Annotated in this window: 17 protein-coding genes; 3 read left to right on the forward strand and 14 right to left on the reverse strand. The window is 45.6% G+C overall.

Features of this window, described 5'->3' with window-relative positions:
- Positions 1 to 17 precede the first annotated feature (17 nt).
- Complete coding sequence (locus ACTQ50_RS01460; protein WP_441482650.1) at positions 18 to 773, reverse strand: RluA family pseudouridine synthase; 756 nt, start codon at positions 771 to 773, stop codon at positions 18 to 20.
- A gap of 1,157 nt (positions 774 to 1,930) precedes the next feature.
- Positions 1,931 to 4,189, reverse strand: a complete 2,259-nt coding sequence (locus tag ACTQ50_RS01465) for a hydratase (RefSeq protein WP_441482651.1) — start codon at positions 4,187 to 4,189, stop codon at positions 1,931 to 1,933.
- A 234-nt stretch (positions 4,190 to 4,423) separates the two neighbouring features.
- On the opposite strand from ACTQ50_RS01465, the gene ACTQ50_RS01470 reads away from it, so the two are divergent.
- Both ACTQ50_RS01470 and ACTQ50_RS01475 read left to right on the forward strand, forming a co-directional pair.
- Positions 4,424 to 4,690 (forward strand): hypothetical protein, encoded by a 267-nt coding sequence (locus ACTQ50_RS01470; protein WP_295306552.1) that lies wholly within the window; start codon positions 4,424 to 4,426, stop codon positions 4,688 to 4,690.
- A gap of 53 nt (positions 4,691 to 4,743) precedes the next feature.
- Positions 4,744 to 5,565 carry a transglutaminase domain-containing protein gene (locus ACTQ50_RS01475; protein WP_441482652.1) on the forward strand — a complete coding sequence of 274 codons (822 nt, stop codon included), beginning with the start codon at positions 4,744 to 4,746 and terminating at the stop codon, positions 5,563 to 5,565.
- Positions 5,566 to 5,654: 89 nt separating this feature from the next.
- On the opposite strand, the gene ACTQ50_RS01480 is transcribed toward ACTQ50_RS01475, so the two are convergent.
- The 8 genes from ACTQ50_RS01480 to ACTQ50_RS01515 all read right to left on the reverse strand — a co-directional run bounded on the left by ACTQ50_RS01480 (position 5,655) and on the right by ACTQ50_RS01515 (position 15,015).
- Positions 5,655 to 6,353, reverse strand: coding sequence for a ribonuclease H1 domain-containing protein (locus tag ACTQ50_RS01480; protein ID WP_441482653.1), 699 nt, complete (start codon positions 6,351 to 6,353; stop codon positions 5,655 to 5,657).
- Positions 6,354 to 6,417: 64 nt separating this feature from the next.
- Complete coding sequence (locus ACTQ50_RS01485; protein WP_441482654.1) at positions 6,418 to 7,374, reverse strand: D-2-hydroxyacid dehydrogenase; 957 nt, start codon at positions 7,372 to 7,374, stop codon at positions 6,418 to 6,420.
- An 80-nt stretch (positions 7,375 to 7,454) separates the two neighbouring features.
- Positions 7,455 to 8,114, reverse strand: a complete 660-nt coding sequence (locus tag ACTQ50_RS01490; protein WP_441482655.1) for a hypothetical protein — start codon at positions 8,112 to 8,114, stop codon at positions 7,455 to 7,457.
- A 191-nt stretch (positions 8,115 to 8,305) separates the two neighbouring features.
- Positions 8,306 to 9,673, reverse strand: coding sequence for a UDP-N-acetylmuramoyl-tripeptide--D-alanyl-D-alanine ligase (locus tag ACTQ50_RS01495; protein ID WP_441482656.1), 1,368 nt, complete (start codon positions 9,671 to 9,673; stop codon positions 8,306 to 8,308).
- A gap of 160 nt (positions 9,674 to 9,833) precedes the next feature.
- Positions 9,834 to 10,868 carry a D-alanine--D-alanine ligase family protein gene (locus ACTQ50_RS01500; protein ID WP_441482657.1) on the reverse strand — a complete coding sequence of 345 codons (1,035 nt, stop codon included), beginning with the start codon at positions 10,866 to 10,868 and terminating at the stop codon, positions 9,834 to 9,836.
- 173 nt (positions 10,869 to 11,041) lie between these two features.
- Entirely contained in the window at positions 11,042 to 12,442 is a 1,401-nt protein-coding gene (locus ACTQ50_RS01505; protein WP_441482658.1) for a peptidoglycan binding domain-containing protein, read from the reverse strand.
- A 315-nt stretch (positions 12,443 to 12,757) separates the two neighbouring features.
- Positions 12,758 to 14,038 (reverse strand): aminotransferase, encoded by a 1,281-nt coding sequence (locus tag ACTQ50_RS01510; RefSeq protein ID WP_226820746.1) that lies wholly within the window; start codon positions 14,036 to 14,038, stop codon positions 12,758 to 12,760.
- A gap of 116 nt (positions 14,039 to 14,154) precedes the next feature.
- Positions 14,155 to 15,015: a class I SAM-dependent methyltransferase gene (locus ACTQ50_RS01515; RefSeq protein ID WP_295306585.1), complete on the reverse strand. Its 861-nt coding sequence runs from the start codon at positions 15,013 to 15,015 to the stop codon at positions 14,155 to 14,157.
- Positions 15,016 to 15,259: 244 nt separating this feature from the next.
- Here ACTQ50_RS01515 and ACTQ50_RS01520 point away from each other — a divergent pair, with 244 nt between their 5' ends.
- Complete coding sequence (locus tag ACTQ50_RS01520; RefSeq protein WP_441482659.1) at positions 15,260 to 15,448, forward strand: hypothetical protein; 189 nt, start codon at positions 15,260 to 15,262, stop codon at positions 15,446 to 15,448.
- A 122-nt stretch (positions 15,449 to 15,570) separates the two neighbouring features.
- Here ACTQ50_RS01520 and ACTQ50_RS01525 read toward each other — a convergent pair whose 3' ends face one another.
- The 4 genes from ACTQ50_RS01525 to ACTQ50_RS01540 form a co-directional block, all read right to left on the reverse strand.
- The gene (locus ACTQ50_RS01525) at positions 15,571 to 16,944 is read right to left on the reverse strand and encodes a radical SAM protein (RefSeq protein WP_441482660.1); all 1,374 of its coding nucleotides are present in this window, start codon (positions 16,942 to 16,944) and stop codon (positions 15,571 to 15,573) included.
- Positions 16,945 to 17,117: 173 nt separating this feature from the next.
- Entirely contained in the window at positions 17,118 to 17,708 is a 591-nt protein-coding gene (locus ACTQ50_RS01530; RefSeq protein WP_441482661.1) for an HdeD family acid-resistance protein, read from the reverse strand.
- A 160-nt stretch (positions 17,709 to 17,868) separates the two neighbouring features.
- Positions 17,869 to 18,450: a TetR/AcrR family transcriptional regulator gene (locus tag ACTQ50_RS01535; protein ID WP_441482662.1), complete on the reverse strand. Its 582-nt coding sequence runs from the start codon at positions 18,448 to 18,450 to the stop codon at positions 17,869 to 17,871.
- Between the two features lie 168 nt (positions 18,451 to 18,618).
- Positions 18,619 to 20,724, reverse strand: a complete 2,106-nt coding sequence (locus ACTQ50_RS01540) for an EAL domain-containing protein (RefSeq protein ID WP_441482663.1) — start codon at positions 20,722 to 20,724, stop codon at positions 18,619 to 18,621.
- Between the last annotated feature and the right edge of the window lie 11 nt (positions 20,725 to 20,735).

Consider the following 20,735-nt stretch of genomic DNA (forward strand, 5'->3'; position numbering starts at 1 on the left):
TAGTTTTTAGATTTTTTTCACATTTGAAATTCTGCAAATTCCGTACCTTCTGGTTTAGTTTCAAATTTCATCTTCTTCCCGGTGAGTGGATGGGAAAAAGTAAGGCTTGCTGCACACAGTGCCAGGTTTCCAGCTCCTATCGTCACATTTCCGCCGGCTCCATATTTCCGGTCGCCTGCCAGGGGCATTCCGGCATGTGCCATCTGCACCCGTATCTGATGGTGGCGGCCTGTGTCCAGATGGATCCGAAGCAGCCATTTTTTCTTTCCCGAAATTTTATCCTTAGCTTCCCCAAGAACCTCGTAGGAAAGTCTGGCTTTCTTCGCACCCGGGGTTCCCGCATTTACAACTGCGGAGGTGTTAGTTCTGCCATCCTTTTTCAGGTAATCTTCCAGAACAACGGATTTACTTCCGTCTTCATTGTTACCGTTCTCCATTTCACATGCCCTTATATCCGGCTGCCCATATGTCACTGCCAGATAAATTTTCTCCATCTTTCCAGCTGTGATCTGCGCACTTAGCGCCTTCGCTGCCTTGGGTGTCTTTCCAAATACCAGAACACCCTCCACCGGCTGGTCCAGCCTGTGGATCACTGCCAGATACGGCATCTTTCTCCCATCCCCAGCCCTCATTGCAAGATAATTTTTCAGGCTGCTCTCCAGATCCATGGCACCGATCCTGGCATTCTGCACGGCTATTCCCGCCGGTTTGCGGCAAACGATAATCTCTTTATCTTCAAAAAGGATGTAATCCTCTATTTTTCCACTGAACATTCTTTTTATCCTTCCATTGATTCACTTATAGGCATTTCTTTGCCTAATTATAGCGGAACCCTCCCCGTTTTACAAGCATTTCCCTCTGTCAGCGCTATCTTCCGCGATGCAGATCATATGTCACTTTTCTTTCCAACACGCAGAAAAGGACGGTCATCATTTTACTTCGATTTCAAATGATGACCGTCCTAAAATTCTTCAGTATTCAATGGTCTTTTCCTCGTTTTTCAAATTGATTTACAATTTAATATTTACGTGGTCTTTATTCAGTTGTTCTATATTTAGTTGTTCTTTTATTTAAAATATCTTGACTTATTTCCTGCTCATAAACGATATGATGTTTATCATTCGGTTTATTTAGAAGTTTGATAGATTGAAATTATAATTTCACGGGTTATAATTTCGTTTGCAGAAATACCGGATACACTTCTTAAGCTCTGAATCATTATCATAAACAATTTCAAACTTAAATAGGTTAAATCCAAAACCACTTACTGGTTCATATGCTCTCTCATATGTATTATACGAAAAAAGTTTGAGCGGAAGTTCCAGATATATTTCTGACTGGAATATCAAATGTGATATTCTTCTAATGCAAAGCTTCGATTCATATTCTAAAGGTTCAATATGGATCTCAAAATATCGTTCTTATCTGTGATAAGGGTTATATTCTCTGGAGAAATGTTTCTTTACACAAGTTCCAGATCTTTGTATTAGTGGTGGACAGATATTCAATATAAGTGATCGCTTCTATTTACCTTTGATACGTTTCTAAGTATCAGCTGAATCAAGTGATACTAAATTCTCTATTTACACGGTTCTCGTATCAGGTCTTCTTGCAGGAAATGCAATCCCTGTCTCTCTTATATTGATTAGAAAGATTTTATGTTCCCATTGGAATCACGAAGCTCCTTTCTTTATGAAGTTGTTTTTTCTTTTTTCTCTTGTTTTCTTTTGATGAGCTTATATTACCATCTCGCCTTTGATTTGTCAATACTTTTTCGTGTATTTTTTCATTTATTTCTGTTTTATTTTATTATTCCATATTGTATTTCTGTGTATTTTATCAATTATTATAATTATTCAGAATATTTTGGAGAATAGAAAAAAAACAGGCCACTCTCTACAAAGAAAGAATGACCTGCCTCATAACAGTTCTATTTTCTATTGTAATTAATCAGACAGCCTTTCAGAATAATCTCTCTCTCATCATCTGTCAGCTCCCCAAGTGTAACTGTGAACGGTACCAGTCCGCTCTCTTTTACTACATAGCCTGTAATATTCTCTGTTTTTTCCTCAACAGCCTTGCGGATTTCCGGGAAAAACAGGTAGTCACCGTTTGCAAATGGAAGGTCTCCAGCCGGGATCAGGAATGGAAGCATTCCCCAGTTGATCAGGTTGGAGCGGTAACGCTTGGTAGCATATTCGTTGGCAATGTTTGCCCAGCCGCCCAGTACCTTCTGGCAGGAAGCTGCCTGCTCACGGGCGGAACCATCTCCTGGCTTCACAGCGAAAATGGTACTTCCTACTCCAAGGTTTCCTTTGCCAACCTCCGGATAATCCTTATGAACGATTTCCATAACCGGCTTCAGCTCCGGAACTGCCTCAACCGGACATTCGCCGTTTTCGATGGCATGCTCTGCCTTCTGGATCTCTTTCGCACGTCCTACATAAGCCGGATCCTTTCTGGAAAGGGTAAATTCAGCCAGTCCAAGAGGATTGGAACGGTAGGAAGAAGTCTCACCAGACGGGATCAGCTCATCTGTGGTGGTTACCGGATCGTGGATCTCGGATACAACCTTCAGTACCAGATTCTCTGCAAGTGCAGGCATCTTCGGCCAGTCCTTAATGTTCGGTCCAAACTGGATCTCCACAGACGGATCTGCCACACCCTTGCTGTCAAATACACGGTTGTCATAAATTGTCTTGTCAAAGAAGTATTTCTGGCCTCTGTACTCACCTGTAAAGTTCTCTGCTGAGGTAAGGAAGCCTTTGTTCGCAGCTGTAGCTGCGATAGAACGGGCATCCATAAGTGCAACGGAAGAAATCTGGCCGTTCTGGATCTTGGAGCCTTCACGGTTCGGGAAGTTTCTGGTAGTATGGCGGATACTGAAGGCATTGTTTGCCGGAGTATCACCAGCACCGAAGCATGGTCCGCAGAACGCAGTTTTCACAACTGCACCTGTCTCAAGAAGATCTGCCAGAACACCGTTCTTAGCCAGTTCCATATAAATCGGCGTACTTGCCGGATATACACTTAAGGTAAAAGCATCTGCACCAATGCTGCTGCCGCGGAGAATATCAGCAGCTGCACAGATATTTTCAAATCCGCCGCCAGCACAGCCTGCGATGATTCCCTGATCCACATAAAGCCTGCCATCTACCACCTTATTGCGAAGGGTATATGGAATTTTACCGTCCAGACTTACCTGTGCTCTTTTTTCAACATCGGCAAGAATATCATCCAGATTTGCATTTACTTCATCAATGGTATAGGTATTACTTGGATGGAACGGCATGGCGATCATTGGCTTGATCTCACCAAGGTCGATCTCCACACAGCCATCATAGTAAGCTACGTCGCCTGGCTTCAGTTCTTTGTAGCTTCCGGCTCTTCCATGGATCTCATAGAACTCCCGGATCTTCTCATCTGTCTGCCAGATAGAGGAAAGGCAGGTGGTCTCAGTGGTCATAACGTCAATACCGATACGGAAATCAGCACTTAAGTTTGCCACACCAGGTCCTACAAACTCCATTACTTTATTCTTCACATAGCCATTTGCAAATACTTTTCCAATAATTGCAAGAGCAACGTCCTGAGGTCCTACGCCTGGGCGAGGAGTGCCATTCAGATAAATGGCAACAACACCTGGCATATTAATGTCATAGGTCTGGGAAAGAAGCTGTTTCACAAGCTCCGGTCCTCCCTCACCCATAGCCATGGTTCCAAGTGCACCATAACGGGTATGGCTGTCTGAACCAAGGATCATCTTGCCGCATTCTGCCAGCATTTCACGGGCAAACTGATGGATAACGGCCTGATGAGGCGGAACATAGACACCACCATATTTCTTCGCACAGGTAAGGCCAAACATGTGGTCATCCTCATTGATGGTTCCGCCTACTGCGCAAAGGGAGTTATGGCAGTTCGTCAGAACATAAGGTACCGGAAAGCGCTCCAGCCCTGATGCGCGGGCAGTCTGAATAATTCCAACAAAGGTAATATCATGAGATGTCAATTTATCAAATTTAATCTGAAGCTTGTCCATATTACCGGAAGTATTATGAGCTTTCAAAATAGAATAGGCAATGGTATTTCCCGCTGCTTCTTCCTTTGAAACAGGGAGCTGCGCTTCCTCTGCCGGAATAATCGTCTTTCCGTTCTGCAGATACACGCCGGTATCATATAATTTCATAATAAAAATCCTCCTCATTTGGATGTAATTAGTTGGTGACAAATATTACCGTTAATTATAGTAGATTTCCGCGCAAGAATCAAGCTAAAACACTTTAGCGTGCTAAAAAGTATTTTTGCTGTATTTTATAAAAAAATAGTCTGAAATTTCGCCCCACTTTCCTGTTGCAACTTTTCCCAAACAGTGTTAAGGTAAAAGTCACGAATTTCCAAAATGATGGGGAGGTGTTCGAAAATGTTTCGTCTTTGGGGCCGGATCTGGAAAAATAACCACATGTTAAAAGATACCGTGATCTGTGATGACCGCCAGGAAACCCGAACCCATAAGGTTTTCCACTGTCTGGAGCAGATCTGCTACGAACTGGATCTTGGAAATCCCATCTGGCTTGATACCACAGTCCGGGATTTCAAGAAGCACAGCAAGGCACGGTTTTATCAGGATAATTTTATAGAAGAGATCGATTTCGATTATTTGGAAATACAGGTGATCGAGGAAGATTGAGTATAATATGGGTAGCTTTAAGTTATCAGCTTATTTTTATGGAGGCGATTTATATGAAAAAGAAAAAAACACTTATCCTGCTCTTCACGACTGCCGTACTTACACTGACACCCACATCTGCATTTGCAGCTGAAACGGCAGTCTCACAGCCCACACAAGTGGTTACCACCGCACCTGCAGCCCCTACTCCCGCACCTAAGAAACAGGGCTGGGAAACAATAAAAGGCGGCAAAAAAAGATATTACAAAGATGGCAAGCGTCTTACCGGTTTCCAGAAAATTGGGAAAAACTATTTTTATTTCAATGCCAATGGAACCATGCTAAAGAACAAAACCGTAAAACGTGGGACCAAAAACTTCACCTACTTTATCGATAAAAAAGGACACGTGATCGGTAAGAAAAAGGGTTCCACTTACTACAATGCCAATGGAAAGAAGATGTCCCAGACACAGATTGCAGACCTTCGTTCCAAGCAGATTGTTGCCGAGATCACCAATTCCCGCATGTCCAAATCCCAGAAGCTTCGTACCTGTTTTAACTGGGTAATGAAGAAATACTATTACACCTGGCGGCGCTTTGACCAGGGCGGCAAGAACTGGCCGGCAGTCAATGCCAACGACCATTTTCTCCGCGGAAGAGGCGACTGTATCGCAGATGCCTCTGCATTTGCTTACTTAGCCAAGGCAATCGGCTATAAGAAGGTTTATGTTTGTGCAGACGCCAAGCAAAGCAACAACAACGCCCATGCATGGGCAGAGATCAACGGCTACGTTTATGATCCTCTTTTTGCAGAAGCCAAAAGCTATAGCAGATATTACGGTCTTCCAAGAAGATCTTATGAGCTCTCAGCAGTTCTCAGATATAAATTGTCTTAGTTCTCATGATTGCGGCATCTGCCAGAGGGTTCATGCAGACATGTGCTTTGACTCGATTGCCGCATATGCCCAAAAGCTCCCGGGATCCTTTACAGGATTCCGAGAGCTTTTTTTGCAAGCTGATCCGCCATGTCGTTGTATTTATCATTGGAATGGCCTTTTACTTTTACGAAATGGATCTTTACTTTCTGGGATGCCTTCTGGTAAAACTCCTGGTAGGCTTTCGTTCCGGTTTTGTTGGCTTTCCAGGCACCGGTACACCATTTGGCAATTCCTTCATAGTCATGGTAAATGACAATTTCCGGAATATTGTGATCCATGGCATATTGCATGGCAGCTTCTGAGCCCTTGATCTCTCCAGCCACATTATGCATCAGAGCCAGATCCGGATCTGTCATTTTCTGGCAAAAGGTATGCTCTTCTCCATCCTGCAGGATCACCATTCCATAGGAAAACTCGCCAGTACCGGAGTGGTAACTGCCGTCTACATAGGCAACGACTTTTCCTTCTGCCAGCAAGCTTTCATGAGTCACATTTCCTGCAATGTAATTTCCTGGTACTGCTGCGTTTTGCAGTTCAGACTCGTTATTCGTCCTCCCCGGCGCTGCACCCGGTACTTCCTGCGGGGGCTCTTCCCCCACACCGGCAAAAGCTCTCGCCTCTTCCATAGTAGGAAAGCTTTTAAATTCTGCACCGGAAAATCCGGTAGTCTGTTTCTGGCATTCTGCCCAGGTTAAAAATACTCCTGTTTTTCTGCCTTTTCGTACTGCATAATATTTTTTTGCCATGTATCCTCCATAATCAATTCAAAATGAGCCAAAACACGCTCTGCCAGTTTTACATCAATCTTCTTTAATATACCCGGTTTACAGAATCACCATTCTGAAACCTCTGGATATTTTTCACAACCTCATCTACCACACGGAATCTGGTCTCTTTTGCAGCCCAGGCGATATGCGGTGTAATGATCAGTTTATTGCTGTCCTGGATCTTAAGCAGCGGATTCTCCGGATCCATGGGCTCTTTGCAAAGAACATCAAGGCCTGCACCGGCAATGGAGCCTTCGGTAAGAGCAGTATACAGATCCTGCTCATTTACAATGGCGCCTCGGGCAAGATTCAGGAAAATAGCGGATTTCTTCATCTTGCGGAATTTTTCCAGTGTCATCAGATTCTCTGTGTACGGATTCAGCGGCGCATGTACAGAAAGGATGTCAGAACGGGAAAGAAGCTCATCCAGGCTTACCTGCTCATATTCTGTATGATATTTCTTCCCGGAAGCGGAATAGCAGATAATATGGCAGCCAAATGCCTGCGCGATCTGCGCCACCCTGTTTCCGATCGCACCAAGGCCAATGATTCCCCATGTTTTCCCATCCAGCTCAAAGAAATTCTGGCCGAAGTGGGAGAAGCAGGTTCCTCTTGCATATTCTCCGGATTTTACATAATTGTCGTAATAATTCATTTTTTCCAGAATATAGAAAAGAAGGGCAAAGGTATGCTGTGCCACACCGTTTGTGGAATAACCGGCAACGTTGTAGGCTGCGATTCCCCTCTTTTTCAGATAATCTCCATCCAGGTTGTTAATGCCTGTGGCGGTCAGGCATACCAGCTTCAGATTCTGAGCCTTTCCTATGGTAGCCTCACAGATGGGAACCTTGTTGGCTACGATCACGTCTGCATCTTTTGTCCGCTCTTCCATCTCCTCTGTAGTTGTGGTGGGATAAATAACCACCTCTCCCAGTGCCTCAAATGGCGTAAATATCATATCCTGTCCCAGGCTGTCTGCCTCCAGAATCACAATTTTCATAATGCACTCCTCGCTTTCTCATAGTAAAAGGGCGCAGGAAAAATCCTGTGCCCTGATTTTACTACTTTTATGTGCGGATATCAAACCATAAATTCCCGGATGATCTCCCGCATGATCTTCTCTTCCTCCGGTGTGAGCATTTTGCTGAAATGGCTTCCGGAAGCGGCCGTCTGCCGGATGCTGCTGGTGATCTTGTCCACGATCTCCTCCTGCAAAACAGGGTCCGCCTTTTTCGCTGCCGGAATTTCTTCTGACCAGGCCCGGATCTGTTCCACATAATCCACCAGAGTGTTCATCACCAATTCTTCCTTATAGGAGAAATCCAGTCCCTGGCGCAAAAGCAGCAGAACAACGGGAACCGCCGCCCCCACATACAGGTAAGTCAGAGGCAGTCCCTCTTCCATCCTCAAAACAGTGGAAAAATAAATGGCACAGCCAAGAAGGGCGGTGGAAAAAAGTGCCGGATACCACACCAGCCGGTTCATCCTGTGAAGAAGCCTGTCCCGCGTTTTCCACAGGTTCAGCCACTTTTCCTTCAGGTTCACTTTCATGCCGCTGCCTGATCCTGTGTTTTTTCTGGTGCCAGTCATCTTGCTTCCGGTACTTTTCAGCATTCTTCTGTAGGTGAGGTGTGTTGCCAGCATTCCCATTGCTCCCAAGGCCCCAAGAGCCGCCATACTGTAGAGCAATATATGCAGGTTCATGATTTTCTCCAGCATAATGTCCTCCCATACTTTCATTTATGATGCCCGCCTATGGACGGAGCATCCTGTTGAAAACATTATACCTCTCACATCGTTTCTGTGAAACATAAATCGTTCGTCAAATTCTGGGGGGATTCCACTTATTCTGTGGTTTCTCTGCATATTCCTATTTATGGGTTGAAAGTTCGTCTAAATGGGACGCATTCGGACAATGGGTATTACATTCTTTACATTTCCTGCAATGCAGCGACTACTTTCTCGAACTGCATAAAATGTGATGCTTTTACCAGGATGGTGTCGCCGGTCTCTACGTAGGTGGACAGGTGGGACAGAAGGCTGTCGCGGTCTGGTTCTTCGATAACGGTAAGATCCGGATTCTTTCTGGCCATCTTGGCAATGTTTGCGGAAAGAGGACCTGTGCAGATACAAACATCAATTCCACACTGGGCTGCATGCTCTCCAACCTCAGCGTGAAGCTTGACTTCATTCTCCCCAAGCTCTCCCATATCTCCCAGAATCGCCACTCTTCTGCCAGCACCGTCTTTCAGCACATCCAGAGAAGCTTTCATGGACATTGGGTTGGCATTGTAGCAGTCATCCACGATCAGGAAACGGTCGGTCTCGATCATATGGAATCTTCCGCTGATAGCCTCTAACGTCTCAATTCCGCGACGGATCTGCTCCAGGGTCAGTCCATAAACGCGGCCAACTGCAGTAGCAGCCAGTGCATTGTACACCATATGACGTCCCGGCATTGGAATATCCACAGTAAAGGACTCCCCGCCAACATGGATGCGGCAGGTCATTCCTTTCAGTCCTCTGCTTACGATCTCATCTGCATAAATATCCTTGTCATCTTCCATGCCAAAGAATACCGGCTTGATTCCCTCATACTCTTTTACTGTGCAAAGCTTGTCATCATCACCATTTAATACAATGTGACCGTCTTTTTTCAGATATTTGAAAATCTCGGTCTTCGCTTTCAGCACACCGTCTCTGTCTCCCAGATTCTCCAGGTGGCAGGTACCGATATTGGTGATCACGCAGGTGTCTGGTCTTGCGATCTTTGCCAGACGTGTCATCTCGCCAAAATCGCTGATTCCCATTTCCAGAACTGCAATCTCATCCTCGTCACGAAGGCGGAAAACAGTGAGGGGAAGTCCCAGCTCATTGTTAAAGTTTCCCTGGGTTTTCAGGGTACGGTATTTCTCTTTCAGGACAGAAGCAATTACCTCTTTTGTGCTTGTTTTTCCAACACTTCCGGTAATTCCGACAACTGGAATCTGAAGCTGCTGCAGATAAAATTCTGCGATATCCTTCACTGCCTGAAGGGAAGATTCCACTTTGATGTATGGAAAGTCCGCATTCTCCAATGTACGCTCAGATAAGGTGGCAAGGGCACCGGCTTCCATCACCTGTGGAATAAATCTGTGGGCATCTACACGCTCCCCTACGATAGGTACAAATAAGGTTCCGGCTTCTGCCTTGCGGCTGTCAGTTGTAATAGAGGAAACTTCCTGATCCAGTTTGTCGGCTGGTCCGAAATAGATGCCGCCGCAGGCTTTGGTCAGGTTTTCCAGGGTAAGATTTTTCATATAATTTGATCCTTATGCTATTTTTTACTATTTATTTTCTACTTCTCTTAATGCAATATATTCCCATACCAGACACACACTCCAAATAAAGTCCTGTCTGATATGGGAAATAATAATTTTGCGATACCAATAGGGCACCTCATGCTTTTTCGTTATATCTTTATTCGTACTTCTTTAAAGAAATACGGATCAGTTCCTCACAAAGTGTCGGATAATCCATGCCAAGCACCTTAGCCTCCTGAGGGATCAGGCTGGTCGGAGTCATTCCCGGAAGGGTGTTTGCCTCCAGACAGTACATATCTCCGTTCTCTTTCATCATGAAATCCAGACGGCTGTAACCGGTAAGTCCAAGTGCCTTCGCTGCCTTTACTGCGTTTTCCTGCATTTTTGCAGTCAGCTCAGGGGAAATCTCAGCCGGGCAGGTCTCTACAGTAGAACCAGCCTGGTATTTATTCTTGTAGTCATAGAAGCCCTGGATTGGTGCGATCTCAATGATCGGGTAAGCCTTGTCATCTACCACTGCCACAGAGAACTCACGTCCCTTAATATATTCTTCAACTACAATATCAGCTCCGTACTGGCTTGCGTCTGCAAGCGCATCCTCGTACTCCTTCTGATCCTTTACAATATAAACACCAACGCTGGAGCCGCCGCAGCTGGTCTTTACAACAACTGGGAACTGAAGATCATGTTTGGCAATGTCTTTCTCCAGATTGTCTCTTGTCATGGTAAATCCGCCTGGTGTTGGAACATGGTTCATCAGGAACACTTCCTTTGTGATGCGCTTATCCATAGCCATGGCACTGCTGAGATAGCCAGTTCCTGTATAACGGATTCCCATCAGGTCAAAGGCCGCCTGTACCTTGCCATCCTCACCATTTGCACCGTGAAGGCCAAGGAATACAATGTCGCATTTTTCACAAAGTTCCAGAACATTTGGGCCAAAAAAGCTTCTTCTGGTTTTCTCCATCTCTTTGATCTGCGGATTAAAGCTGCTCATATATGCTGCTGCCTTTTCCACATCATACTCATCTGGGAAAGGATTTTCCCAGTCAACGTTCTCTACACCACAGAAAATATCTACAAGAATTGCCTCATGGCCCTTCTGACGAAGTGCTCCGCAGATTCCGGTACCAGATACGATGGAAATCTCTCTCTCTGTACTGGTTCCACCAGCCAAAACTACTATCTTCATGATTTTATATCTCCTTTGTTTTATTCATATACGAAACGGTTCAGTTCCTTCACAGTTACACCCTTCGCGATGCACAGAAATCATGCATTCGCATAATTTTGCACCGTGGTTCCCGGGTTTTCTGTGAATTTTGTTCACAAAAAACACCTCGCGGAATATTACCTGCTGAATAGTTACTCATAAACAACCACCGGCATGCCAACCTCAATATTCGCATAAATCTCGGAAGCCTTGTCATATGGGACATTCACACATCCATGGGAGCCCTCCCACAGATAAAGGTTTCCTCCAAACTCAGAACGCCAGGAAGCATCATGGATTCCCACATTTCCAGCAAAAGGCATCCAGTAGGTCACATTTGCCTCGTAGTCCTCTCCGGTAAGTACTGCCGGGGATTCCTTGGCATCCAGTGCGTAACAGCCTGTAGGAGTACCGCAGCCTTCAATATCAGGGTTTCCGCTTACGATCGGGGTATCCACGATCGGAGTTCCCTTCTGGTAAAAAACCAGGCGCTGGTTTGTCAGATCAATTTCTACATAGGTGGAGCCAATATCATTGGTTCCACGGCTGTAACCGGAATAAAGATAAACAGGCTCACGTACCTGGGTTACACCGCTTTCAATGGCGCTGATCAGGGCTTTTACTTCCTCATCCTGGTCGATCACCCAGCCGTAATCGCCGCCTTTTACTTCCACTTCCCGGTTATCGTAAGTCAGAAATGTACGTGTCTGTCCCATGGTATCATATTTCATGCCAAGATCCGCCACATATTGTCTCACCAGAGTTTCATCCAGGATCACATTTCCGTCCTCATCATAGCCGAACCAGTTCCTAATCACGCTCCGGTCCACAGTCTCCGTGCGGTCCGCAAAATCATAGGTTATGATCACCTTAGCCAGCTGGTTCATTTTATCACAGTTGGATTTCAGCTGCTCATCAGAGCTGTACACAGATGGTTTCCGGTAACAGCTTTCGTCCTCCAGATTTACAGAAGTTTTCCCACGGAGCATTGCTGCGGCAATCACTTCTTCTGTCTTGGTGCGGTCCAGGGCATTTCCAACCACCTCGGGAACGATTTCGAAGGAATCTCCGGTATCCTGAATCTGGGCGTCCACAGGCTGGACCACGTTCTCTGCCTGCATACAGTTCAGATTGTCCACAGCCTGCTGCAGCTGCTCCACATTATAGCTGAGAGATTCTGAAATATCGTAATTTTTATCCTGGTTAAAGGCCAGAAACCAGGTAAAACGGTCCTGATCCCTGATCAGCTGCTTCACAATGCCAGTAGACACATAGGAAAGCCCCACATCCTGGGCGGAAATGGCTTCCTGGCCGTTTTTCATGGTCTCCACAGCAAGAACATAAGCACTCACACGCTGGTTCAAAAGCTTCTCGGTATCTTCTGAAGTCATGTAGGAACAATTAAAGCCATTCACCATAGAGCCTGGAAGAAAATGACTGGAAAAGTAGTACACGCCATATCCATAAGCGCCTGCTGTAAAAAGCAGCAGCAAAACCACAAGTAAAATAACAATCGTTCTTCCTGCGCCTGCTTTTTCCTTATTTTTTGCCATAAATTCCTCCCTGATTATGCTGAATTCTTATTGCCTTTACACGACCACATCTTCTATTTACCTTATGCGGGAAATAAACTCCATAGCCGGTATTTATTTCTGCCTTCCAAATGCAGACGGGTAAAGACAATAAAAAGCAGATGCTTACTGTTCACAGATAACAGTAGATTACTCTGCCTCTTTTTATATGCCAGACCAGGTACTTTTCCTGATCTGGCATGGTTACATTCTATGCGCGAATTTCCGGTTTCAGAGCCTGTTAGAAAATTATGGCCCACCTTTTACGGAAAGGCTGCCGTTCACAGCAGCACGCTTTTAGCCGAGAAGTTTTTCTACACTGACAAGCTTCACACAAAGTACGAATACCTGTGCTGCTTTGCCAAGATCCTCAAGTGTAGGGAAGGATGGAGCAATACGGATGTTGGAGTCTTTCGGATCCTTGCCGTATGGATAAGTAGCACCTGCGCCAGTAAGGACAACGCCAGCCTCTTTTGCTCTGGCTACAATTGCCTTTGCGCAGCCATCCATGGAATCAAAAGAGATGAAGTATCCGCCGTGCGGCTTTGTCCACTCACCGATTCCAAGTCCGGAAAGCTCTTTGTCAAGGGTATCCAGCACCAGCTCAAATTTCGGGCGGAGGATATCTGCATGCTTTCTCATGTGGGCGTGAAGTCCGTCAAGATCCTTGAAGAATCTTACGTGACGGAGCTGGTTCAGCTTATCATGACCGATGGTCTGAACCTGCATATATCTGCGGAAATCATCCAGGTTTGCCTTGGAAGCTGCTACAGCTGCGATACCGGAGCCAGGGAAGCTTACCTTGGAAGTGGATGTGAATTTGTAAACAAGATCAGGGTTGCCAGCCTTCGCACACTCCCCAAGAATCTCAACCAGGAAATCCTGATTATCATCATAGAGATGATGGATGCTGTAGGCATTATCCCAGTAAATACGGAAGTCCGGTGCTGCCGGTTTCAGTCTTGCGAAACGCTCTACAGTTTCTTTCGAGTAGGTGTAGCCCTGTGGGTTGGAGTATTTCGGAACACACCAGATTCCCTTGATGGCTGCATCCTCACTTACCAGCTTCTCTACCATATCCATATCCGGTCCCTGTGGAGTCATCGGAACATTGATCATCTCGATTCCGAAAAATTCGGTGATCTTGAAGTGGCGGTCATAACCTGGTACAGGACAGAGGAATTTCACCTTGTCAAGCTTGCACCATGGAGTATTTCCCATTACACCCTGAGTCATGGAACGTGCAATACTGTCGAACATAACGTTCAGGCTTGAGTTTCCATATATGATAATGTGTTCCGGATCTACCTCAGACATTTCTCCAAGAAGACGCTTGGCTTCCGGAATACCATCGATCACACCGTAGTTACGGCAATCTACTCCGGTCTCGCATTTCAGATCTGAATCGCCCCTCAGAACGTCCATCATTTCCATAGAAAGCGCCAGCTGCGCATTGCTTGGCTTTCCTCTTGACATATCAAGGGCAAGTCCCTGTGCCTTGATCTCCTCGAATTCTTTATCCAGCTCTTTTTTCAGCGCCAGAAGCTCTTCATGATTCATTTCGGTATATTTTTTCATAAATTCCTCCTTTGGCAGTTGCCTGTTTGGTGTATCCTCCTCGTATATCTTTTCCATTTTAGTATGCTAAATTGTCGGTTGTCAAGTGTTTGGCTCTATTTTATGTAAAAACCCCTTTAAACCGCTTCCCATCTTCCAGAAGCACCGCATGGCAGTACCAGCCCGTTTGCCTTCACCGGAAGGCCGATCTCCTGGGAATCTACATGTCCCTTATACTTCTGCATTTCCGTTGCAAGCATATAAGTAAGCACAGCCGGGGCAAGTCCGGTAGTGTAGGAATTGATCAGGAAAAACAGGGGATCGTCACTGAGGATCTTTGTGCAAAGCTTCACAAGTGGATGAATGGCATCCTCAATCTTCCAGATCTCGCCTTTCGGGCCTCTTCCATAGGAAGGAGGATCCATGATAATTGCGTCATAGTGATTACCCCGGCGGATTTCACGCTCTACAAACTTCACACAGTCATCTACCAGCCAGCGGATTGGTGCATCAGCAAGACCACTTGCTGCCGCATTCTCCTTCGCCCAGGTCACCATTCCCTTAGAAGCATCCACATGTGTAACAGCTGCCCCCGCAGCTGCTGCCGCAAGAGTTGCACCGCCTGTATATGCAAACAGGTTCAGCACCTTGACCGGTCTGCCTGCCTTGCGGATCTTATCCCCAAACCAGTCCCAGTTTACAGCCTGCTCCGGAAAAAGTCCGGTATGCTTGAAACTAAACGGTTTCAGATGGAAAGTAAGATCCTTATAATGGAGATCCCACTGCTGTGGAAGATCGAAAAATTCCCATTCCCCGCCGCCCTTGGAGCTGCGGTGGTAATGGGCATTCATCTTGCGCCATCCCGGCTCAGTCTTCGGTGTATCCCAGATTACCTGCGGATCCGGACGGACAAGGAGATATTTTCCCCATCTCTCCAGCTTCTCGCCGCAGGAAGTATCAATTACTTCGTATTCTTTCCAGTCATTTGCTATCCACATTTTATTTTTACCTCATTTTCTATTGTTTCGCACAAGAATCGCCACAAACGCAATGTAACTGACTTTCATTTCGCCTAATATCAAATAACAGATTTATGATAGCAGAAAACTGTACCCACGTCAATTTTGTTAATCTTCTTCCCTGAAAAAGTGCCTAAAAATCCGTCTTACTTTTTTCGGATTTTTCCCATTGAACCGCATATTTTTTCGCACTATAATCACATTAAAAAGGAGCGTGATCCAAATGTCAGAAAAGACTACCGATAATAAACTGCCTTACACCTGTACCTCCGCCTATGACCGCGACGCCTGCAGGAACTGCGTCTGTTCCACCTGCTATGAGCAGGAATTCTGCGACCGGTGCAGCAGCTGTGAGAAGCAGTCCAAGCGCAAGGAGCGCTGCAATGCTTACGAAGGCGCATATAATTATTAACGCCTTATCTTCAAAAATCTATGGCAGACAAAAAGCCTGGGTATAGAGACCGTCACAAGCGGCACTCTATACCCAGACTTTATTTTGCAATTATTTTCAAGGCAGCTTCCTGTGCCAGGCCATTAGCAGCCAGCCTTCTCAGCCTTCTCCTTCTGTCTCTCATCCCACAGCTGATCCGCTCTTTCTTTCCAGCAGGCTGCATATTTATCACATTTGCCGCAAAGATGATCTGCGCTCTCCGGGGACTGCAGGTCTGTAGACTTCGCGCCAGTCTCCTCAACCAGGCGTCGCAGGATCTCCGGATTCTCCAGCATCGGACATGGACGGAGCATGTTCTCATTAAATGGCTGGTTGTCGTGATAAGCCTGGAAAATCGGGCTCTTCAGTGCATCCAGAAGAGAAGTATCCTTGATGTTGCAGTTTGAATAATGGATAAATACACAAGGCTCCACATCACCATTTGCATTAATATGCAGATAATGTCTTCCTCCTGCAATACATCCGTGAACAAATTCGGCATCGTTCTGGAAGTCCAGTGTAAAGATTGCTTTTGTACTTCTGAATTTACGGATTGCACGATACATTTCTTCCCGCTGGTCCGGTGTCAGAAGAAGCTCCGGTGAAGCGTCATTTCCAACTGGCATATAATGGAAGAACCATGCAAATAATGCACCACAGTCAATCAGCTTGTCGAAATATTCCTCGCTGCTTACACTGTCTACGTTCATACCTGTATAGCAGGTAGAAACACCAAATGGAAGTCCTCTGTCCTTCAACAGCTTCATTGCGTGCATAACCTTCTGATAGATTCCCTCACCACGACGTCCGTCATTGGCTTCCTCGGAGCCCTCCAGGCTGAATGCAGGAACGAAGTTCTTTACTCTTAAGATTTCATCACAGAATTCCTCATCAAAAAGTGTTCCGTTTGAGAAGGAAAGGAACTCACAGTCCGGATGCATCTCACAAAGTTTGATCAGATCTTTCTTACGGACTGTAGGCTCACCGCCTGTATAAATGTACATATAAACGCCAAGCTCTTTCCCCTGTCTGATAATGGAATCAATGGTATCCAGATCCAGGTTCAGCTTGTGGCCATACTCTGCTGCCCAGCATCCTGTGCAGTGCAGGTTACAGGCACTGGTAGGATCCAGAAGGACCGCCCACGGAACGTTACAGTTGTTCTGTGCGGCCACCTCTTCCTGTCTTGCGCTTCCCTTTAAGCTGGCATTTACAATAAAGTTCTGGAAAAATACCTTTCGAACACCTGGATCCAGCTGATACAGGTTCATGATCAGCTTATACCAGTTGCTGCTTGTATCCTGGATTGCATTACGAATGGCATCCCTCTGGCCTTTATACCAGTCCTGCGGAGTAAATTTGTCAACCAGCTCCATCAGCTTTGGAATATTTGTCTCCGGATCCTTTTCCAGATATTCTAATGCTTTTGTTACTGCACCTTCCATAGCTGCCTGTTTTGCCTTGTCAATCAGTTTCATAATGCTCCTCCTTTGTTTAAGCTATGATACCAATCCCATGGACATGTATTTTTTTCCGTGGAATCTATTTTTTTATATAGTAACGTGGCTGTCTGCCCCGCTGCTGCCGTTATAGTAACCTGTTGAAATTTCTGATTACCTTTTTACATTGTACTTACAGCTTATCTGCATCATTAATGTCCAACCTCTGTGAATTTCTCCTCATAAACCACATTGCCGTCATTCCGAAGCTTTACCGTGTAAATAACCACACATAACTTCAAAATTCCTTCCAGCAAAAATGCAATTCCTGTGAAAATCACCGTCAGCCTTGCACCGCCTGCCGGATCTATGAGAAGCAGCATTCCAAACACGCCTGTCACTACAGCAACGATCAAAATTGCCCACCACAGATTCAGCCCGAATTTTTTTGCTTCCACCGACATCTGGATTCGAAGCAGGGCATCTGCCAGGATCAGCAGTCCGAAGACTACAAAGACCAGTTTAAAAATAGCTTCTCTTCTCACCAGGATCAGCACTCCCATGGCAATCATCAGAATTCCAAATCCTAAATCGAACTGAAAAGCCAGGCAGTAGAAATCCCTGGAAAAATAACCGATGATCTTAATGATCCCGTCTGCAATGAATAAAGCTCCAGCCAGCACGCAGATAGTTTTCATGGCACCTTCCGGATTTGCCATAAGAAAAATTCCCAGTGCACAGAAGATAACCGCCATTACAATATATCCACTTCGCGCAATTTTCAAAGTACCTGACGTCTTCATACAGATCCTCCTTTCTTCTGCCTCTTTTCATGCCCCTTATTATAATGAGAAAAATTCCCAAAAGGAACAGGCAAAAAAGGGACTGTGTCTGAAATTCAGACACAATCCCTTTTTTGTCTAAACGGATATGTCGCCTGCGGCAACCGGATCCGGGTAGAATTTATATGATTTTCTGATGCGCTGGCTTTGTTCCTGCTGCCTTTTCCAATGTTTTCTCGAAGGTATTTCCATAGAGGCTTCGAAGCTTCCCTGCATATTCGGTCAGGTCATAGGACATCCGGTGATCCATCCAGTCCAGAATCACTCCGGTCATCACACATTTATAAAAATGCATCAACGCCTTCATATCCTCTTTTTCCATAATTTCTTCTTCAAAATTATGGATGATATACTGCTTCACAATGTACTGGCACATCTTATCCAGCGCACTGGTAAAAGTCTCCCTCTGCACAGAACAATAAATATGCAGCATAGCTTTCTTCTTCTCTCCGATCAGATTTACCAGTACTTCAAGACATTCCAGAACAGAATCCACTTCCACCGGACGCTCAAAGACCTGATCCACTTCCCGAAGAAGTGCACATTCCACAACATCGGAAATATCCCGGAAATGATAATAAAAGGTATTCCGGTTCACGCCGCAGCGTTCTACAATATCTTTCACTGTAATTTTCGCTAAGGGCTTCTCATTCAGCAATTCAAACAAAGTCCTGATAATAATTTCTTTGGTAAAGCCAGACATTTTCTCACCTGTCATTTTTGAAATAAAGTCGGAAAAAAGCCCGATGGCTGCTGTTTCCGATCGTTAAGTTATTATCACAGATTATGCCACAAACTTTCTGAAATTGCAAGCGCCCGTTATTTTGCCAGACCTTACCAGGTCAGGCGCTGTTATAAATCACATGGAAGCTTATTTTCCCTGATAAGCCATCAGCTTCTGGAACTGGTTCATCTCCTCGGTCACATCCCGGACAGCGCCGTAGAACATCTGGTGTCCATCCTGCTCTCTCAGGAAAAAGGCCTTGATATTGATCCACATATACTGACCGTTCTTCCGCCTGCGGCGCACAGTGCCCTCTGCACCTTCCGCCAGCCGCTGGAAAGCTCTCTGGAAAATATTCTGCATCTTGCGCCGGTCATCGGGATAAATATCTTGAAGCACCTGTACATTCTCAGCCAGGTCTACCGGATCCTGTCCGATCAGAAGACAATATTTGTCATTTACCTGCACCAGTTCTACATTGTCTTTGTACACGTCATAGATAGCGATCGGTCCCAGAATATTGTTCAGAATGCTGTCACTTGCCAGCTCCGACTGGAAAAGATCCTTGAAGCGCACATGCTCGATCTTCCGCGCCTGAATGCCGCGGTAGTCTACATTGTTCTCATCCAGAAGGATCCTCTTGATTTCTTCCACAGGTAAAGGCTTGTAGAAGAAATAGCCCTGTCCATAAATACAGCCCATATTCAGCAGATAATTGATCTGATCCTCCGTCTCTACACCCTCTGCGATCATGCGGAGTCCCATGATATTGGCCATTCTGGTAACAGCCTCCAGGATACCCATTCCTTTTCCCATGGTGTTCTCGTCCATTTTCAGGAACTTCATATCGATCTTCAGAACGTCTACATTAACATCCTTCAGCATATTTAAAGAAGAATAACCGCTTCCAAAGTCATCCATCAGAACGGTAAAGCCAGCATTCCGCAGTTCCTCTGCCACTCCGGTGATCACCTTGTATTCCTCCACATAAGCACTCTCTGTGATCTCCAGCTCTACATATTCCGGCGGAAGCCCATATTTCTTCACCAGATGTTTGAAGTGCTCTACCACGTCGATTGCATAAATATCCACACTTGATACATTGACCGAAATGGGGATCACCCGGTGTCCGGCTTTGATCCAGCCCTGCAGGGTCTGGCATACCTGCTCCCATACCTTTTTGTCCAGTTCCGTGACCAGACCATTGCTCTCCATAACCGGAATGAAATATCCAGGTGCCACGATTCCCTTGTCTGGGTGATTCCAGCGCACCAGTGATTCCAGTCCCACAATCTTGCCAGTGTTCAGATTTACCTTTGGCTGAAGATAATAGATAAACTCATTCCTCTCCAGACCTTCCTGAACCTGGGTAAGGAGTACATGATTGTTCTCCAGCCTGGTCTTCATATCTGCACTGTAATAGGCTGAACGTATTGCATAATTTCCCTTCACAGTCTCCTGGGCAAGGATCGCACGGTCGTACATCAGGGAAATACTCACATCCAGATCATCGATCACATAAAATCCAAAAGCGGGAAGAAATCCGGTATGTCCGCCATATGCACGTACGAAGCCTGTGATTCTGCGCTTCAGACTCTCCAGGATTTCTTCGGAATTTGGAAGTACAATGGTGAAATCATCACCTCCCATATATCCTGCAATCCCCCCAACTTCCTGGCGCATTTTCTGAAGGTGGGCACCGATTTCTCCAAGAAGCCTGTCTCCTGCTTCCTGTCCGTACCACTCATTGAAAAGCTTAAAATGCTCAATATCAATGGCAGCCACACAATATTCTCCTGGCTGTATATCATTTACACTGAGAAAAGCTTCGGTCTGCCGGAAAAACGGCTCTCTGGAAAATAGTCCTGTAAGCTTATTCCGCTCGACTTTACAGGAGTTCTTTCGCTCCACTACTTCCTTCTTCATATTTACAAAACGGCAAAGCTCATCCAGATTCTTCTCTGTCACCTCTCTGGTGAGAATAACGTGGCAGCCTGTGGCTCCTGGCCACTCAATCTCGCCTGCATTGATCTTCATCCACTTCTGTTCGTCTTCATTATAGAACATGTCCATCTTGCGGTTCTTATGTGCCAGCGGACAATTGCGGCATGGATTCTCTTTTCTCCGGAATTTCTCATAACAGACATCCCCGAGCTTCAGATCAGGAAATCTCTTCTTAAGATTCTTACCGATATACTGAAGCCTGTATTCTCTGTCTACTACGTATGTATTTGTCTCAGTATTCTTTTTCATACACAACTCGC

The sequence above is a fragment of the Blautia sp. Sow4_E7 genome (genome assembly GCF_052116245.1).
Lineage (GTDB): Bacteria > Bacillota > Clostridia > Lachnospirales > Lachnospiraceae > Blautia_A.

Excerpts from the sequence above, each read along its gene's own strand:
- ACTQ50_RS01460 (WP_441482650.1), bottom strand. The coding sequence starts at position 773 with ATGTTCAGTGGAAAAATAGAGGATTACATCCTTTTTGAAGATAAAGAG.
- ACTQ50_RS01465 (WP_441482651.1), bottom strand. The coding sequence starts at position 4,189 with ATGAAATTATATGATACCGGCGTGTATCTGCAGAACGGAAAGACGATT.
- ACTQ50_RS01470 (WP_295306552.1), top strand. The coding sequence starts at position 4,424 with ATGTTTCGTCTTTGGGGCCGGATCTGGAAAAATAACCACATGTTAAAA.
- ACTQ50_RS01475 (WP_441482652.1), top strand. The coding sequence starts at position 4,744 with ATGAAAAAGAAAAAAACACTTATCCTGCTCTTCACGACTGCCGTACTT.
- ACTQ50_RS01480 (WP_441482653.1), bottom strand. The coding sequence starts at position 6,353 with ATGGCAAAAAAATATTATGCAGTACGAAAAGGCAGAAAAACAGGAGTA.
- ACTQ50_RS01485 (WP_441482654.1), bottom strand. The coding sequence starts at position 7,374 with ATGAAAATTGTGATTCTGGAGGCAGACAGCCTGGGACAGGATATGATA.
- ACTQ50_RS01490 (WP_441482655.1), bottom strand. The coding sequence starts at position 8,114 with ATGAAAGTATGGGAGGACATTATGCTGGAGAAAATCATGAACCTGCAT.
- ACTQ50_RS01495 (WP_441482656.1), bottom strand. The coding sequence starts at position 9,673 with ATGAAAAATCTTACCCTGGAAAACCTGACCAAAGCCTGCGGCGGCATC.
- ACTQ50_RS01500 (WP_441482657.1), bottom strand. The coding sequence starts at position 10,868 with ATGAAGATAGTAGTTTTGGCTGGTGGAACCAGTACAGAGAGAGAGATT.
- ACTQ50_RS01505 (WP_441482658.1), bottom strand. The coding sequence starts at position 12,442 with ATGGCAAAAAATAAGGAAAAAGCAGGCGCAGGAAGAACGATTGTTATT.
- ACTQ50_RS01510 (WP_226820746.1), bottom strand. The coding sequence starts at position 14,038 with ATGAAAAAATATACCGAAATGAATCATGAAGAGCTTCTGGCGCTGAAA.
- ACTQ50_RS01515 (WP_295306585.1), bottom strand. The coding sequence starts at position 15,015 with ATGTGGATAGCAAATGACTGGAAAGAATACGAAGTAATTGATACTTCC.
- ACTQ50_RS01520 (WP_441482659.1), top strand. The coding sequence starts at position 15,260 with ATGTCAGAAAAGACTACCGATAATAAACTGCCTTACACCTGTACCTCC.
- ACTQ50_RS01525 (WP_441482660.1), bottom strand. The coding sequence starts at position 16,944 with ATGAAACTGATTGACAAGGCAAAACAGGCAGCTATGGAAGGTGCAGTA.
- ACTQ50_RS01530 (WP_441482661.1), bottom strand. The coding sequence starts at position 17,708 with ATGAAGACGTCAGGTACTTTGAAAATTGCGCGAAGTGGATATATTGTA.
- ACTQ50_RS01535 (WP_441482662.1), bottom strand. The coding sequence starts at position 18,450 with ATGTCTGGCTTTACCAAAGAAATTATTATCAGGACTTTGTTTGAATTG.
- ACTQ50_RS01540 (WP_441482663.1), bottom strand. The coding sequence starts at position 20,724 with ATGAAAAAGAATACTGAGACAAATACATACGTAGTAGACAGAGAATAC.